Genomic DNA, 15,147 nt, shown 5'->3' on the forward strand with positions numbered 1-15,147 from the left:
GGGATCTTTCTCGAACGATTGAGCCTTGAGCGTACATATGATCTTGCCATTCGTACAAAGTTTGATCGTATCAGTGCATCGCCTTATAGGCCGCCGGTGATACGCCGATTTGTTTCTTGAACACGCGCGAAAACGCCGCCTCGGAGCTATAGCCCGCCTCGGCGGCCGCATCCGCGACGTTCCAGCGGTTCTCGACCAACCCGTGACAGGCGATCTGCATGCGCCATTCCGTCAGGTACTGCATCGGGGTCGTTCCCATCTTCAGCGCAAAAAGCTGGGCAAAGGCTGTTCGCGACATCCCGGCCTCACGTGCAAGCGTCTCGACGCTCCAATCGCGCGCGGGGGCGCGGTGAAACGCCGTCAGCGCCCGCGATATTCGCTGATCGGCAAACCCGGCCAGTGCGGAATAGTTTGGGCTTTGATGTTCCAGATGCGCCCGGATGGCCTGGGCAAACAGCACTTCCGAAAGCTTCAGCGCGATCAGGTCGCCACCGATCCGGGCCCCATTCACTTCCGACCCGATCATGCGCAATGTCGCCTCGATCCAGGCGCCGGCCTCCTCGCCATAATTTTCGATCAGGATATAGGGCGGCAGCCGGTCTATCAGCATGTGACCGGATCCCTTCCCGCCCGGCGCAGCGGAAAACGAGAAATGGCCGCAGATCAGCTGCGTATCGCGCTCTTCGTCCGCGCCGCCATAAATCAGAACGCCGTCGCCCTTGTACCCGGCTTGCTCCAGAACCTGATCCAGCGGCAGGGCGTCGATCGGCTTGACTTCGTTGCACAGCAGCGCATGCGCCGCCCCATGCGGGATCAGGATCAGGTCCCCCTGCCTCAGCCGCAGCGTCTCGGCGGTTGACGGGACATACACCTTCAACTCGCCCCGCTGCACGAAATGAAACCGGGCCACGTTCTGGTAACTCGGCACCTTGATCCCGAACGGCGGTGTGAACGACGTGCGGAAATACAGGGTTCCACGCAGGGACAGGCGGGTCAGGATATCGCTGAGAAGGTCCAACATGATGCGAACGTAGTCGTATTTTGCCCTTCGTCCATATGCCTGAACGAACTGCAATGTATTTTGAACGATGGGTTTATGTTGCGTCATGACCAGCAAACCGCAGTTATGCACGCCCGGCCCCGCAACCCATTGCCAGCTGCGATTCCTGCCCATTACACTCTACCGACTTCATACAACAGTCATTCAGCCACCGGCAGGGGATCATCGAATGAGTCACGACAGAATGACCGAATTCCGCGACCGCCTGATCCGGCAGGGGATCGACACCGCCTTGGTCACGGACGAAGATAATGTCTATTACCTGACCGGATACTATGACTACCTGCACATGGAATTCGGGCGACCGACGATCCTGGTGATTCCAGAAGACGGCGACAGCCTGCTGATCACTCCCACGATCGACGAAGTCATGGCCATAAAGGTTGCGCAGGTTGACAGGATTGCAGCCTGGAACGACGGCGCGGGGGAGGAATGGCGACAGGAACTGCCCGCCATCCTGAAAGCCGCCGGGTCGGTGGCGATCGAGCCGGACCGGATGCCGCCGATGGTCAGGCGCTATGTCGATACGCTTGTGGAATCATCCCGGTTACGAGACGTCTCGCCCATCCTCGATGACATGCGGATGATCAAATCAGCGTCCGAGTTGCAACTTGCGCGCCATGCCGGTCAGGTCGCCATGGCGATGATGGAGGCCGGCCGCGACGCAATCGGCGACGGTGTTCCCGAATACGAGGTCGCGCTGGCAACCGGGCGCGCGGGAACCCGCAAGGCAGCACAGATCCTGTCCGACCACTATGCTGATACGCCAATGTCGCCCAACACACATTTTCTCCAGATCATGGCCTCTGGCGACACGATCACCAGAACGCACCAACGGGCATCCACCCGGATAATGAAACGGGGAGAGCCGGTATTCCTGTGTTTCTGCGGCATGACGAATTTTCACCGCTTCAAGCTGGGCTTCGACCGGACCTTCTGGATCGGTGAAATTGCAGACGCGTCACAGGCCGGGATCTACGAGATTGCCGTCGCCAGCCAACAGGCCGCCTTGAATGAATTGAGGCCGGGAATATTGGCCGAGGAGGTGCACCGCGCCTATGCCGAGGTCATTCAGGGGGCCGGATTCGACTATCCTTTCCGCTGCGGGCGGGCAACGGGGTTCAGTTTTCTCGAAAAACCGCAGCTGGTGACCGGGGACAAAACCGTTTTGCAACCGGGCATGGTATTTGCGGTTGACGGGTCAGTGTCCGTTGACACCTTCCGCGCGCAGGTCGGCGACAGCTTTATCATCACCGAGGACGGCTACGAACCCGTCACATTCCACTCAAAGGCGCTGGCTGATGTGATCTTGTGAAATCGCATCAAACGCCGGGCACGGGCCCCGCATTTACGCGGGGGCCGCAGTCTCGATCAACTACGAACGCACCAGCTTCTCGTAGGATTCCGCGATATCGCGGGTCAGGTCACCGACCTCAAAGGTATATTCCCCGATCTGCCCCACCGGCGTGACCTCGGCGGCGGTGCCGGTCAGCCAGCACTGTTCGAAATCCGCCATTTCCTCGGGCATGATGTGACGCTCGTGCACGGTGAGGCCCTTGTCCTTGAGCATCTGCACCACGGTTTGGCGGGTGATCCCGTTGAGGAAGCAATCCGGCAGCGGTGTGTGCACTTCGCCATCCTTGACAAAGAACACGTTGGCGCCGGTCGCCTCGGCGACATAGCCGCGATAGTCCATGAACAGCGCATCGGAACAGCCCTTGGCCTCGGCCTTGTGCTTTGAGATGGTGCAGATCATGTAAAGGCCCGCCGCCTTGGCATGAACCGGAATGGTTTCCGGGCTCGGGCGTTTCCATTCCGCGATGTCCAGCTTGGCGCCCTTCATCTTGGCGTCGCCATAGTATGCGCCCCAACCCCAGACCGCGATGGCCATGCGCACCGGGTTGCGGGCCGAAGCCACGCCCATATCCTCGCCCGAACCGCGCCAGACCAGCGCCCGCACATAGGCGTCCTGCAGGCCCGAGGCCTTCAGTGTCTCTGCCTTGGCGGCCTCGATCTGATCGACGGTATAAGGCATCGGCATATCCAGAGCCTCGGCGCTGGCGACCAGCCGTTCGGAATGCGCCCGGCTTTTGAATATCTTGCCGTTATAGGCGCGCTCGCCCTCGAACACGGACGAGGCATAGTGCATGGCGTGGGTCAGGATATGTACCCTGGCATCGCGCCACGGCACCATTTCACCATCCATCCAGATGACACCATCACGATCATCATAACTCGCCATGCCAAGACCTCCAGAACGGCAGTTTTCCATTTATTGCGTCAATTAGGTCCGAACCGGACACTTTGTTGCGCAAAAGCTGCGATTCGATACCTGTTCACCCTTGGAATGTCAACAAGACTGACTTAAAGTCGGTCCAAGCAACAAACGAGGCATATCATGTCCGAAACCCGCGCCGCATCGGCCTTTGGTGGCGAAAGCCTGCTGTTTCTGACCGACGAGCAGTTGCGGCAGGGGATCGAGGCAATGTTTTTTGCCTATCGCGGCTTTACCGCCGATCCGGACCGCATTCTTGCCGAAATGGCTTATGGCCGCGCCCATCACCGGGCGGTCCACTTCATCAACCGCGCGCCGGGAACGACCGTGAACAACCTGCTGGCCATCCTGGGCGTCACCAAACAGTCCCTCAACCGGGTGCTGCGCACGCTTATTGCCGATGGTCTGGTCGAAAGCCGCGTGGGGACTGTGGACAAGCGCGAGCGCCACCTTTTCCTCACCGATGCGGGACGGGCGCTCGAGGCGAAACTCTCCGACGCCCAGCGCGCCAGGATGCGCGCAGCCTACAAGGATGCCGGCCCCGAAGCCGTGGCCGGGTTTCGCAAGGTACTTGAAGCGATGATGGATACTGATATGCGTAGTGCCTATACCAAACTGCGGGATACGACCTCATGAGCAACATGGATGCCCATCTTCTGATCATCGACGATGACGAACGCATTCGCGACTTGCTGAAGAAATTCCTGATGAGGCACGGCTTTCTGGTTACGTCGGCCCGCGATGCCGCGCATGCCCGCCGGGTGCTGACCGGGCTGGACTTCGACCTGATCGTCATGGACGTGATGATGCCCGGCGAGGATGGCGTCAGCCTGACGCGCGCCCTGCGCGAAACCCATACGACGCCGATCCTGTTGCTGACCGCGCGCGGCGAAACCGAACACCGCATTGCCGGGCTCGAAGCGGGGGCCGACGACTATCTTGCCAAGCCGTTCGAACCCAAGGAATTGCTGCTGCGCATCAATGCGATCCTGCGGCGCATGCCCGAAACCTCGGCACAGGACGCCGCGCCGAAAATCCTGCATCTTGGGCCGATCCGTTACGACATCGAACGCGGCGAGATGTGGCAGGGCGAAGACCCGGTGCGTCTGACCGCCACCGAAAGCCAGCTGATGCGGATTTTCTCGGCCCAACCCGGCGAAGCGATCAGCCGCGCCAAGCTGGTCGAGGATCTGGGTCGCGACAAGGGCCAGGCACAGGAACGGGCCGTCGACGTCCAGATCACCCGGCTGCGCCGCAAGATCGAATCCGATCCGAAACAACCGCGATACCTGCAAACGGTGCGCGGAGCCGGGTACATGCTCGCCCCGGATTGATCAGCTGAACCAGGCTCTGTTCCGGGCCGCTCGAACAAGGGATCATGATGAAAACCACCCTGATCACCCATGCTGACTGCCTTGGGCATGTCACACCTGCAGGTCATCCCGAACGGGTCGCGCGGCTGGAACACATCCTGCACGCACTCGAACCGCTGGATCTCAACCGTGTGACAGCGCCATTGGCCGCGGACGACGATCTGCTGCGCGTCCATCCCGAAAGCCATGTCCGCGCGATCCGCGCCACCCGGCCTGCCGACGGCTTTGCCCAGATCGACGCCGATACGTTCATGTCGCCCGGCTCGGTCGATGCCGCCTATCGCGCAGCGGGCGCTGTGGTGCGCGCGGTCGACATGGTTCTGGGCGGCGAAACCCCCAACGCCTTTTGCGCCATCCGCCCGCCGGGACACCATGCGGAAACCGAGACCGCGATGGGGTTCTGCCTGTTCGGCAATGCGGCGCTGGCGGCCAAACACGCGCTGGATCACCACGGGTTGTCCCGCGTCGCGGTGGTGGATTTCGACGTCCACCACGGCAACGGCACACAGGACCTTCTGTGGGACGAGCCGCGCGCATTGGTGATCACCAGCCAGCAGATGCCGCTCTGGCCCGGCTCCGGCCGCCCCGACGAGGATGGCGCGCATGGGCAGATCCTCAACATGCCATTGGCCCCCGGAACCGGCGGCGCCGAGATGCGCGCGGCATATCAGGGGCAGGCCTTTCCACGTCTGCGCGCGTTCAAGCCCGAACTGATCATTATCTCGGCCGGATTCGACGCGCATCAGGACGACCCGCTTGCCAATCTCAACTGGTCCACCGCCGATTTCGCGTGGATCACCGCCGAGTTGTGCAAGATTGCCAAAGACGTGTGTCAGGGCCGTATCGTCTCGACTCTCGAAGGCGGGTATGATCTGAACGCGCTAAGCGCCGCAACCCGGGCGCATGTGGAAGAACTGATGAAGGCCGCGACATGACCGATACACCCGTTGACCAGATGACGTTCGAACAGGCGATGAAAGAGCTGGAGGCCGTCGTCGGCCAGCTTGAACGCGGCGATGTGGCGCTGGATCAGTCGATCGCGCTCTATGAACGCGGTGCGGCGTTGAAAAAGCGCTGCGAGGACGAGCTGAAGCGCGCCGAGGAAAAGGTCGCCGCCATCACGCTGGACGCCAGCGGCCAGCCCACAGGGACAACACCCGTCGAAGGCCTTTGATGTTTCAGGAAAGGCTGGCGCAGGACGCCGCGCTGATTCAGGACCACTTCGATCTGGTTCTGGGCGCGCTCGACCCGATCGATGTGACCCAGGCCATGGCCTATGCCACGCAGGGCGGCAAACGGCTGCGCGGGTTTCTCGTGCTGGAAAGCGCCCGCCTGCATGATGTCGGACCCGATCGCGCGATCTGGCCCGCAACGGCCATCGAGGCGCTGCATGCCTATTCGCTGGTTCATGACGACCTGCCCTGTATGGACAACGACGATCTGCGGCGCGGCAAGCCGACGGTGCATGTGAAATGGAATCAGGGTACCGCCGTGCTGGCCGGCGACGCCCTGCAGACGCTGGCCTTTGAGCTGTGTACCCGGTCCGAAACTGGCCCTGCGGACACCCGCGCCGAACTGGCGCTGACGCTGGCACGGGCCAGCGGCGCGCAGGGCATGGTGCTGGGGCAGGCGCTGGACATCGCCGCCGAAACCGCCGACCGGCCCCTGACATTGGATCAGATCACCCGCTTGCAGGCCGGCAAAACCGGTGCGTTGATCGAATGGTCCGCCTGCGCCGGGGCGCGGCTGGCCGGGCAGGACACGGCCCCATTGCTCCAATACGCGCAGGCGCTTGGTCTTGCTTTTCAGATCGCCGATGACATCTTGGATGTCGAGGGTGACGCCAAAAAGGCCGGAAAGCGCCTGCAGAAGGATGCGGATGCAGGCAAGGCCACTTTCGTCTCGCTTCTTGGGCTCGATGGGGCGCGATCGCGCGCGCTGGAACTGGTAGAGGCCGCCTGCACCGCGTTGGAAATTTACGGCACGCGGGCCGATACCTTGAAGGAGGCCGCCCGTTTCGTTATTGCCCGGGACAGCTAACCGCAAAGGACGCCATGTCAGATCGCCCGAAAACCCCGCTGTTGGACCTTGTGAACCGCCCTGCGGATCTCAAGCAGTTCTCGGACGCGCAACTGACCCAGCTTGCGGGCGAATTGCGGGCGGAAACCGTCTCGGCCGTTTCGGTGACCGGCGGCCATCTGGGCGCGGGCCTTGGCGTGGTGGAACTGACCGTGGCGCTGCATGCGGTGTTCGACGCACCGCGTGACAAGATCATCTGGGACGTCAGCCATCAGTGCTATCCGCACAAGATCCTGACCGAACGGCGCGACCGCATCCGCACCCTGCGCCAGAAAGACGGGCTCAGCGGCTTCACCAAGCGCAGCGAAAGCCCCTATGACCCGTTTGGCGCAGCGCATAGTTCGACCTCGATCAGCGCCGCTCTGGGGTTCGCCGTCGCCCGCGATCTGGGCGGCGCAATCCCCGAAGGTTTGGGCGATGCCATTGCCATCATCGGCGACGGTTCGATGTCCGCCGGCATGGCATTCGAGGCGATGAACAACGCAGGCCACCTGAACAAGCGCCTGATTGTCATCCTCAACGACAACGAGATGAGCATCGCACCGCCGGTCGGTGCGTTTTCCAACTATCTCTCGCGCCTCTACGCCGAAGAACCGTTCCAGGAACTCAAGGCCGCCGCCAAGGGCGCGGTTTCGCTTTTGCCAGAACCCTTCCGCGAAGGCGCCAAGCGTGCCAAGGAAATGCTCAAGGGCATGGCCGTCGGCGGCACCCTGTTCGAGGAACTGGGCTTTTCCTATCTCGGCCCCATCGACGGCCATGATATGCACCAGCTGTTGCCGGTCCTGCGCACCGTCAAGGCGCGCGCGACCGGCCCGATCCTGATCCACGTGCTGACCAAAAAGGGCAAGGGCTATGCCCCGGCCGAAGCCGCCCGGGATCGCGGCCACGCAACGGCGAAGTTCGACGTCGTCACAGGCGAACAGAAAAAGGCGCCTTCGAACGCGCCCTCCTACACTTCGATTTTTGGCAAGACCCTGGTGGCCGAGGCCGCGCGCGACGACAAGATCGTCGCCGTCACTGCCGCAATGCCGGACGGCACCGGGCTGAACCTTTTTGCCGAACGCTATCCCTCGCGCTGTTTCGACGTGGGCATAGCCGAGCAGCACGGCGTCACCTTCTCCGCAGCGCTGGCCGCCGGCGGCATGAAACCCTTCTGCGCGATGTATTCCACCTTCCTGCAACGCGGCTACGATCAGGTTGTGCATGACGTCGCGATTCAGCGCCTGCCGGTGCGCTTCGCCATCGACCGCGCCGGTCTGGTGGGGGCCGACGGCGCCACTCACGCGGGGTCGTTCGATATCGCCTATCTCGCCAACCTGCCCGGCATGGTGGTCATGGCCGCCGCGGACGAGGCAGAGCTGGTGCACATGGTCGCCACCGCCGCCGCCCATGACGACGGCCCCATCGCCTTCCGCTATCCGCGCGGCGAAGGTGTGGGTGTGGACCTGCCCGAGCGTGGCGAGGTGCTGGAAATCGGCAAGGGCCGTCTGATCCAGCAAGGTGCGCGTGTGGCGCTCCTGTCCTTCGGCACCCGTCTGGCCGAGGTCCAAAAAGCCGCCGAGGCTCTGTCGGCGCGCGGCATCACCCCCACCATCGCCGACGCCCGTTTCGCCAAACCCCTTGATCAGAGCCTGATCCTGGACCTCGCTACCACGCACGAGGCGCTGATCACCATCGAAGAAGGCGCCATCGGCGGCTTCGGCAGCCACGTGGCGCAGCTTCTGGCCGAAGAGCGCATCTTTGACACCGGTCTGAAGTTCCGCTCGATGGTCCTGCCCGACACATTCATCGATCAGGCCAGCCCCGCCGACATGTACACCGTCGCGGGCATGAACGCCGAACATATCGAGGCCAGGGTTCTTGACGTTCTCGGCGTCGCCCAGATCACCGGAAAACGCGCCTAGGGCCTCTGCCCCCCGCACCGATTTTTCAGTTGCTCAACCTGTGGCTTTCGCCAAGACCCAATCGACGCCGCGCAAAAAGTCGTCGATTGACAAAGTGTTTTTTTCTCCGCTGGACGCTGAGAGAACAAAACCGTGTGTGTAGTCGATGAGAAGGTGCAAGAGCACATCATTCTTGTCACCATTGTCGAGTTCCCGAGTGCAGCCTCGCAACTCGTTTGTGATCTGTATGAGATCCTCGCTCATGAGAGAAACATCTTCGAGAATGGCCCGCAACAGGTTGGCATTCAGCAAGGCACGTTGGAAGTATGCTCTCAATATGTTGCGCGCCTTCGCTGTCGGACTCTCTCCCGATACGTCCTGCAGCGTGTTCTCAAAGGCCAAACCAACCAAATCTGCCAGCAACGCATGCTTGCTGCCGGAATGATAGGTCACAGCCATCGGCGTGACCTTCAGCTTTTCGGCCAGCAAGCGAAACGAGAGTGCATCTGCTCCTTGCTTTTGCACAATGGGTAACGCGGTTTGCAACACAAGCTGTTTTGACAGACGCTGGGTTGATTTTGGCGGCCGTCCGACCGCAGACGATTTCGTCATGCGCCCTTCACTTTGTAGACCAGCTCGACAAGGCCGGACGGAAATGGCGTGGCCGAGATCAGCTCAAGGTCAACGTCACCGTCAGTTTCACCGAAAATTCGGATGCCATCCCCCAGCAGAATGGGAACCATGGCAATCTTCATGTCTTGCACGAACCCGGCCCTGAGAAAGGACTGAATGATCGCGCCACCATCGACATATACACGCTTGTGGCCGCGTTGGCGTAAGGTCTCCCATAACTCCTGTGGCCGTTCCGTTGTGAATTCGACTTTGCTCTGCAGATGTTCAGGCAATTCCCGACTTGTCATGGAACGGCTAAGGACAACGACTGGCTTTTCATAGGGCCACTCGCCAAATCCCAGGACAGTTCTCAGCGACCCGGAACCCATGACAAGAACATCGACACTGTCCATAAACTCATTGAATCCGTGGTCTTCATTGGATGTCGGCTGTTTCGTCAACCAATCGAGGCTGTGATCTTTTCTTGCCACGAAGCCGTCAAGGCTCATTGCCATCATGATATGTCGGACAGGCATGGAATTCTCCATCAGACATTAATTATACATCATATAATTAATAGAGAAGAATTTCCAATAAGACGCATCTGATACGATGCTTTGCCAGGGAATGTGGACATTTGCCTCGCTTACAGCATTCGTCAAAACAGGCTCAAGACAGACCAACGTACTTTCGCGGCTTGATCTATTATTTTGTGTCCCGCCACTTGAACGCCGATTGCGACATACCGATCTGTGTCCTGACGCGAGATGGCCGGACAGCTCCGTTGCGGTACCAGTTGATGGACTGAGCACGCCTCACTTTCTCCGAAGCATGACGACACGCCTGCCCGCCTTGCACGGCGCAGCGACGGATGTCGTTAGCCCTGGGAACCGCGCCCTCCGGCGTGCATCTGACTGATAGAGAACGTCATGTCGGTAAAATCCATTCTGGCGCGAAAAGGTTTCTTCGTGCCGCGTATCGACCCCAACTCGCCCGTCAAAGGCGCCCTTTTGCATTTGGAAAAGGATGAGATCTCGGCCTTGATCGCCACGTCCGATGGCCAGCAGATCGACGGCATCCTGACCACCGCCGATATCACCCGAGGCCTGCATCACTTCGGCGCCAGGGTCATCGACATGCCGGTGAGCCGGGTGATGACCAGGGACGTGAAAACATGCGATGTCTCGGCATCCATCGCCGAAATCCACCTTTTGATGACCCGGCACCACATTCGTCATCTTCCGGTGACACGGAATGGAAAGCTGTGTGGCCTGATCAACATTCTCGACGTGATCCGCCAACAACTCGAAGACAGCGAAGCCGACGCGAAATCCATGCGCGCCTATATGGCGGGACGCGTTTGATGCGATACCTCGGACAATGCAATCAGACGTTGCGAGGGACTGTCCTGCCGGATTGGTCCGGGAAGAATAGACTGAACCTCAAAGGCCTTTTTCCCGGCCCCAACACACACCACTCCAAGATGGACGGCTCGCAATGACATATGTGACCCTGATACTGGGCCTTTTCCTTCTCGTGGCCGGGGGCGAGGCGCTTGTCCGTGGTGCCGTGGGGATTGCACGACACCTGAATATCTCGCCGATTCTCATCGGTCTCACCCTCGTGGGGTTCGGCACCTCGACACCTGAACTCGTGACCAGCCTGCAGGCCATGATGAAGGGCGCGCCGGGCATCGCCGTCGGAAACGTCGTAGGCAGCAACATCGCCAACATCCTGCTGATCCTCGGCATCGCGGCGCTTCTGCTTCCGATCCACGTCAACGCCGCGGCATTCCGGCGCGATGGTGTCGTCGTGGTGCTGGCAAGCCTCGCCTGCCTGGCGGTGGTTCTGGCAGGGGCCATCCCGCGCTGGATTGGGCTCGTCTTTGTTCTGGCGCTCATCACCTACCTTGTCCTCACCTATTTGCTGGAACGCGGCAACGGCTCCGACTCGGCCGCCCTGCACAAGGCCGAGGCCGATCTTGCACCAACACCGCCCATACACCTCCTGTCGATGATCGGCAGCTTTGTCGCCGGTCTGGCGCTGACGATCTTCGGCGCACGCTTGCTGGTGGACAGCGCCATTGATCTGGCGCGCCTTGCCGGTGTGTCCGAAACGGTGATCGGCCTGACCATCGTGGCGGTCGGCACATCGCTGCCCGAACTTGCAACATCGGCCATCGCGGCGCGCCGGGGTCAGGGCGATGTGGCGCTCGGCAACATCGTCGGCAGCAACATCTTCAATATCCTCTGCATTTTGGGTGTAACGGCCCTTGTGGCACCGATTCCTGTCCCCGCAGAGATCGCTGAATTCGACATCTGGGTGATGCTGGCGGCAACCGCCGCGCTCATCGCGGTCGCCGTCACCGGCTGGTCGATCCGGCGGTACGAGGGCGCCCTGCTGGTGCTCGGATACGGTGCATATCTGGCCGCACTTCTGGCCATGGCGCACACAATTTGACCGTCCTCAAAAAGAGAAAAGAAGCCTCTTGAAATGAAACGCAACCAAGCGCATTTTCGCAACGTCCGAGTGCAGCGACAGAAACGACGATTGGCGCGCGACGGCTCTCTCGGCACCGGAACCTTATCCGAATGGATCAAGAACTCGCTCCTGTATCGGAGCCTCCAGATCTCGGGCATCTCGCCGGATCAACCTTCTTCCCTTTTGAACCCAACCAATCGATTTCAATACCCGGCCGCCCGTCTCTGCGCGCGCCACGGTTTCCGATTGGCAAAGTCACCGCAGAATTCCGCAAGCGGTTCTTCCCCGACACTACGACGGCGGATTGGAACGACTGGCGCTGGCAGATGCGGGCGCGAATCCGGTCAACCGCCCAGCTTGAGCGGATCTTCCAACTCGGCCCGGACGAACGCGAAGCGCTGGGTCGCCATGTCGGCGGACTGCCGGTCGGCATCACACCCTATTATGCCAGCCTCATGGGGCACGACGACCCGTCCGAACCATTGCGCCGCACGCATATCCCGGTGGGTCAGGAATACCTGCGCACGCCCGGCGAGGCGGACGATCCCTTGGGCGAGGATCACGACACATCGGTTCCCGGTCTCGTGCACCGATATCCCGACAGGGTTCTGTTCCTGACCACCGGCACCTGCTCGACCTATTGCCGCTATTGCACACGCTCGCGCATGGTCGGCCAGGCGGGCGGCGAGTACCAGTTCTCGACCCGCCAGTGGGAACAGGCCTTCGCCTATATCGAAGCCCACCCCCAGATCCGCGACGTTCTGCTCTCGGGCGGCGATCCGCTGACCCTGTCGGATGAAAAGCTCGACCATCTTCTGGGCCGTCTGCACGCCATCCCGCATGTCGAGTTTGTGCGCATGGGCACCAAGGTTCCGACCGTGCTGCCGATGCGGATTACGCGCACTCTGATCCGCGTCCTGAAAAAGCACCACCCCCTGTGGATGTCGATCCACGCGACGCACCCAAAGGAACTGTCCCCCGAAGCGACCGAAGCCTATGCGCGGCTGGCCGATGCCGGCATTCCGCTCGGCTCTCAAACCGTGCTTCTGAAAGGCATCAACGACAATGTCGAGACGATGAAATCGCTCAATCACGGTCTGCTCAAGCGGCGGGTGAAACCCTATTACCTCTACCAATGCGACCCGATTACCGGCTCGGCCCATTTCCGCACCCCGGTCGCAAAAGGCCTTGAGATCATCGAAGGTCTGCGCGGTCACACAACAGGCTATGCCGTGCCGCAATTCGTCATCGACGCCCCCGGCGGCGGCGGCAAGATTCCGCTTTTGCCGGACTACATCGTGGGCCGCGACGGCGATGACCTGATCCTGCGCAACTTCGAAGGGCACCACTACCGCTACCACGATCCGGACCAAAGCCCGCTTCCATCCAGGGAATCCCCATCATGCTGATCGGCCTGACCTATGATCTGAGGGATGACTATGCCGACGCAGGCCTGTCGGACGAGGCACTGGCCGAATTCGACAGCCCCGAAACGGTTGCGGCCATCGAAATTGCGCTGGCGCGGGCCGGGTACCGGACCGACCGCATCGGCAACATCCGGGCGCTGGCCTCGCGACTCGTGGCTGGAGACCGCTGGGACCTCGTATTCAACATTGCCGAGGGCGTCTCGGGCCGCTCGCGCGAGGCGCAGGTTCCCGCCCTGCTCGAAGCATATGGTGTGCCCTACACCTTTTCCGATCCGCTGACGCAGGCGTTGGGCCTCGACAAGGCAATGGCAAAGCGGGTCGTCCGCGATGCCGGTCTGCCCACCGCACCATTCGCGGTGTTCGAAACCGCCTCCGACGCAGTAGACTCTGAACTGCCGTACCCGCTGTTTCTCAAGCCGCTCGCCGAAGGCACCGGCAAGGGCTGCGAAAACGCCTCGAAGGTCGGCGATGCAAAATCCGCCGAGCTTGTGGCGCAGAACCTGATTGCCCGGTTCGAACAGCCCGTTCTGGCCGAAACCTACCTGCCCGGGCGCGAGTTCACCGTGGGCATTCTCGGCAATGGTGCCGGGGCCCGCGTCATCGCCGTGATGGAGGTTATGCTGCGCGACCGGTCGGGCGATCAGATCTACAGTTTTCACAACAAGGAACACTGGGAACAGCACGTGCATTACGAACTGGCCGATGACGCCGAGGCGATCGAGGCGGGGCAGGTCGCCCTTGCCGCCTATCGCGCCTTGCAATGCCGCGATACGGCCCGCGTCGATCTGCGATCCGACGCGGCTGGCTGGCCTCATTTCCTCGAGGTCAACACGCTCGCCGGCATGCACCCGACCCACTCGGACCTGCCGATGCTGTCGGCCAAGTCCGGCCTCACCTATGACGACCTGGTTACCGGAATCGTCGCGGCGGCACTGACCCGCACAGGGCAACTGACAGAGGCGCAGCGCGTCGCATCATGAATGGTTTTGATATCCCCGTTATTCACGGGGCGACGGGGAACACCCCCGACGAGCTTGACACTGTCCAGACCGCAATAGCGGTGATGGACGCACTGGCCGATTTGGGCGCGCGGTCGCGGCTGATCACGCTGAACGAAGGCGAGGCCGTCCTGGATCAGCTGGCCGCCGAGCGGCCCGATCTGGTCTTCAATCTGGTCGAGGCCGTCGGCGGATATGCAGCGCCGGCGGCCGCCATCCCCCAGGCTTTACAGGCCCGTGGCCTGTCCTTCACCGGATGCGGGGCAGAGGCCTCCTGGACATGCCAGTCAAAGGTCATGCAGAAAGAGCGGTTGCGCGAGGCCGGGTTGCCCACACCGGATTGGAGCGTCAACGGCGTTTCGCTGGCCCGCACGCCTCAGGTGATCGTTAAATCGATCACCGAACACGCCTCGGTCGGCATTGATCAGTCCTCGGTGATGCCGGGCAAACAGGCCGCTGGGGCAATCGCCGAAAAGACCGCGCGCACGGGTGATCCCCATTTTGCCGAAACCTATGTCGACGGTCGCGAATTCGCCCTGTCGCTGCTGGACACGGACGATGGCCCCCGTGTGCTGCCGCCCGCCGAAACGCAGTTTCTGGGCTACGGCCCCGACAAACACCGCATCGTCGATTACGACGCCAAATGGGTCGAGGACACGCATGCCTATAACAACACCCCGCGACGGTTCGAGTTCCCACCCCGGGACCAAGCGCTGCTGACCGAACTGAAACGCCTTGCGCGCGCCTGCTGGGATCTGTTCGGCCTGTCGGGATATGCGCGGGTCGATTTCCGCATCGACGCAAGCGGCCGACCCTGGATTCTCGAGGTCAACACCAACCCCTGTCTCGCCCCCGACGCGGGCTTCGTGGCCGCCGCTGCGCAGGCCGGGCTCAGCTTCGAGGACCTGATCGGGCAGATCGCCTCTGCCGGTCTGCGCAAAACCGAATTGGCGGCCTGA

At 61.5% G+C, this 15,147-nt stretch carries 16 protein-coding genes; 12 read left to right on the forward strand and 4 right to left on the reverse strand.

Annotated elements, in window-relative coordinates; translation table 11 throughout:
• Window positions 1–70 precede the first annotated feature (70 nt).
• Window positions 71–1,021: an AraC family transcriptional regulator gene (locus ACR0LZ_RS06730; RefSeq protein ID WP_480749075.1), complete on the reverse strand. Its 951-nt coding sequence runs from the start codon at window positions 1,019–1,021 to the stop codon at window positions 71–73.
• Between the two features lie 208 nt (window positions 1,022–1,229).
• On the opposite strand from ACR0LZ_RS06730, the gene ACR0LZ_RS06735 reads away from it, so the two are divergent.
• Entirely contained in the window at window positions 1,230–2,375 is a 1,146-nt protein-coding gene (locus ACR0LZ_RS06735) for a M24 family metallopeptidase (protein ID WP_480749010.1), read from the forward strand.
• A gap of 60 nt (window positions 2,376–2,435) precedes the next feature.
• Here ACR0LZ_RS06735 and ACR0LZ_RS06740 read toward each other — a convergent pair whose 3' ends face one another.
• Complete coding sequence (locus tag ACR0LZ_RS06740; RefSeq protein ID WP_480749011.1) at window positions 2,436–3,302, reverse strand: branched-chain amino acid aminotransferase; 867 nt, start codon at window positions 3,300–3,302, stop codon at window positions 2,436–2,438.
• Between the two features lie 156 nt (window positions 3,303–3,458).
• Here ACR0LZ_RS06740 and ACR0LZ_RS06745 point away from each other — a divergent pair, with 156 nt between their 5' ends.
• Genes ACR0LZ_RS06745 through dxs form a run of 6 tightly spaced genes read left to right on the forward strand, consistent with a single transcriptional unit; the run spans window position 3,459 to window position 8,691 of the window.
• Window positions 3,459–3,971, forward strand: a complete 513-nt coding sequence (locus ACR0LZ_RS06745; RefSeq protein ID WP_480749012.1) for a MarR family winged helix-turn-helix transcriptional regulator — start codon at window positions 3,459–3,461, stop codon at window positions 3,969–3,971.
• Window positions 3,968–4,669, forward strand: a complete 702-nt coding sequence (locus ACR0LZ_RS06750) for a response regulator (protein WP_480749013.1) — start codon at window positions 3,968–3,970, stop codon at window positions 4,667–4,669. The genes ACR0LZ_RS06745 and ACR0LZ_RS06750 overlap by 4 nt, the downstream gene beginning before the upstream one ends.
• 47 nt (window positions 4,670–4,716) lie before the next feature.
• Complete coding sequence (locus ACR0LZ_RS06755) at window positions 4,717–5,643, forward strand: histone deacetylase family protein (RefSeq protein ID WP_480749014.1); 927 nt, start codon at window positions 4,717–4,719, stop codon at window positions 5,641–5,643.
• Window positions 5,640–5,882 (forward strand): exodeoxyribonuclease VII small subunit, encoded by a 243-nt coding sequence (locus ACR0LZ_RS06760; RefSeq protein WP_480749015.1) that lies wholly within the window; start codon window positions 5,640–5,642, stop codon window positions 5,880–5,882. Before ACR0LZ_RS06755 ends, ACR0LZ_RS06760 begins: the two co-directional genes overlap by 4 nt.
• Complete coding sequence (locus ACR0LZ_RS06765) at window positions 5,882–6,748, forward strand: polyprenyl synthetase family protein (protein WP_480749016.1); 867 nt, start codon at window positions 5,882–5,884, stop codon at window positions 6,746–6,748. Before ACR0LZ_RS06760 ends, ACR0LZ_RS06765 begins: the two co-directional genes overlap by 1 nt.
• Before the next feature lie 14 nt (window positions 6,749–6,762).
• Entirely contained in the window at window positions 6,763–8,691 is a 1,929-nt protein-coding gene (gene dxs, locus ACR0LZ_RS06770) for a 1-deoxy-D-xylulose-5-phosphate synthase (RefSeq protein ID WP_480749017.1), read from the forward strand.
• Between the two features lie 33 nt (window positions 8,692–8,724).
• Here dxs and ACR0LZ_RS06775 read toward each other — a convergent pair whose 3' ends face one another.
• Window positions 8,725–9,282, reverse strand: coding sequence for a TetR/AcrR family transcriptional regulator (locus tag ACR0LZ_RS06775; RefSeq protein ID WP_480749018.1), 558 nt, complete (start codon window positions 9,280–9,282; stop codon window positions 8,725–8,727).
• Complete coding sequence (locus ACR0LZ_RS06780) at window positions 9,279–9,818, reverse strand: dihydrofolate reductase family protein (protein ID WP_480749019.1); 540 nt, start codon at window positions 9,816–9,818, stop codon at window positions 9,279–9,281. The genes ACR0LZ_RS06775 and ACR0LZ_RS06780 overlap by 4 nt, the downstream gene beginning before the upstream one ends.
• Window positions 9,819–10,211: 393 nt before the next feature.
• Here ACR0LZ_RS06780 and ACR0LZ_RS06785 point away from each other — a divergent pair, with 393 nt between their 5' ends.
• The 5 genes from ACR0LZ_RS06785 to ACR0LZ_RS06805 all read left to right on the forward strand — a co-directional run bounded on the left by ACR0LZ_RS06785 (window position 10,212) and on the right by ACR0LZ_RS06805 (window position 15,147).
• Window positions 10,212–10,646 (forward strand): CBS domain-containing protein, encoded by a 435-nt coding sequence (locus ACR0LZ_RS06785; protein ID WP_480749020.1) that lies wholly within the window; start codon window positions 10,212–10,214, stop codon window positions 10,644–10,646.
• A gap of 133 nt (window positions 10,647–10,779) precedes the next feature.
• Window positions 10,780–11,742, forward strand: a complete 963-nt coding sequence (locus ACR0LZ_RS06790; protein WP_480749021.1) for a calcium/sodium antiporter — start codon at window positions 10,780–10,782, stop codon at window positions 11,740–11,742.
• A 131-nt stretch (window positions 11,743–11,873) separates the two neighbouring features.
• The gene (locus tag ACR0LZ_RS06795) at window positions 11,874–13,172 is read left to right on the forward strand and encodes a KamA family radical SAM protein (RefSeq protein WP_480749022.1); all 1,299 of its coding nucleotides are present in this window, start codon (window positions 11,874–11,876) and stop codon (window positions 13,170–13,172) included.
• Complete coding sequence (locus ACR0LZ_RS06800) at window positions 13,166–14,170, forward strand: D-alanine--D-alanine ligase family protein (RefSeq protein WP_480749023.1); 1,005 nt, start codon at window positions 13,166–13,168, stop codon at window positions 14,168–14,170. Before ACR0LZ_RS06795 ends, ACR0LZ_RS06800 begins: the two co-directional genes overlap by 7 nt.
• Entirely contained in the window at window positions 14,167–15,147 is a 981-nt protein-coding gene (locus tag ACR0LZ_RS06805; RefSeq protein ID WP_480749024.1) for a D-alanine--D-alanine ligase family protein, read from the forward strand. Before ACR0LZ_RS06800 ends, ACR0LZ_RS06805 begins: the two co-directional genes overlap by 4 nt.

The sequence above is a fragment of the Ruegeria sp. CI1 genome, assembly GCF_056536925.1.

Coding starts and splice junctions, on each gene's coding strand:
- ACR0LZ_RS06760 (WP_480749015.1), top strand. CDS start 5,640: ATGACCGATACACCCGTTGACCAGATGACGTTCGAACAGGCGATGAAA.
- ACR0LZ_RS06790 (WP_480749021.1), top strand. CDS start 10,780: ATGACATATGTGACCCTGATACTGGGCCTTTTCCTTCTCGTGGCCGGG.
- dxs (WP_480749017.1), top strand. CDS start 6,763: ATGTCAGATCGCCCGAAAACCCCGCTGTTGGACCTTGTGAACCGCCCT.
- ACR0LZ_RS06800 (WP_480749023.1), top strand. CDS start 13,166: ATGCTGATCGGCCTGACCTATGATCTGAGGGATGACTATGCCGACGCA.
- ACR0LZ_RS06755 (WP_480749014.1), top strand. CDS start 4,717: ATGAAAACCACCCTGATCACCCATGCTGACTGCCTTGGGCATGTCACA.
- ACR0LZ_RS06730 (WP_480749075.1), bottom strand. CDS start 1,021: ATGTTGGACCTTCTCAGCGATATCCTGACCCGCCTGTCCCTGCGTGGA.
- ACR0LZ_RS06745 (WP_480749012.1), top strand. CDS start 3,459: ATGTCCGAAACCCGCGCCGCATCGGCCTTTGGTGGCGAAAGCCTGCTG.
- ACR0LZ_RS06780 (WP_480749019.1), bottom strand. CDS start 9,818: ATGCCTGTCCGACATATCATGATGGCAATGAGCCTTGACGGCTTCGTG.
- ACR0LZ_RS06785 (WP_480749020.1), top strand. CDS start 10,212: ATGTCGGTAAAATCCATTCTGGCGCGAAAAGGTTTCTTCGTGCCGCGT.
- ACR0LZ_RS06765 (WP_480749016.1), top strand. CDS start 5,882: ATGTTTCAGGAAAGGCTGGCGCAGGACGCCGCGCTGATTCAGGACCAC.
- ACR0LZ_RS06795 (WP_480749022.1), top strand. CDS start 11,874: ATGGATCAAGAACTCGCTCCTGTATCGGAGCCTCCAGATCTCGGGCAT.
- ACR0LZ_RS06735 (WP_480749010.1), top strand. CDS start 1,230: ATGAGTCACGACAGAATGACCGAATTCCGCGACCGCCTGATCCGGCAG.
- ACR0LZ_RS06740 (WP_480749011.1), bottom strand. CDS start 3,302: ATGGCGAGTTATGATGATCGTGATGGTGTCATCTGGATGGATGGTGAA.
- ACR0LZ_RS06750 (WP_480749013.1), top strand. CDS start 3,968: ATGAGCAACATGGATGCCCATCTTCTGATCATCGACGATGACGAACGC.
- ACR0LZ_RS06775 (WP_480749018.1), bottom strand. CDS start 9,282: ATGACGAAATCGTCTGCGGTCGGACGGCCGCCAAAATCAACCCAGCGT.
- ACR0LZ_RS06805 (WP_480749024.1), top strand. CDS start 14,167: ATGAATGGTTTTGATATCCCCGTTATTCACGGGGCGACGGGGAACACC.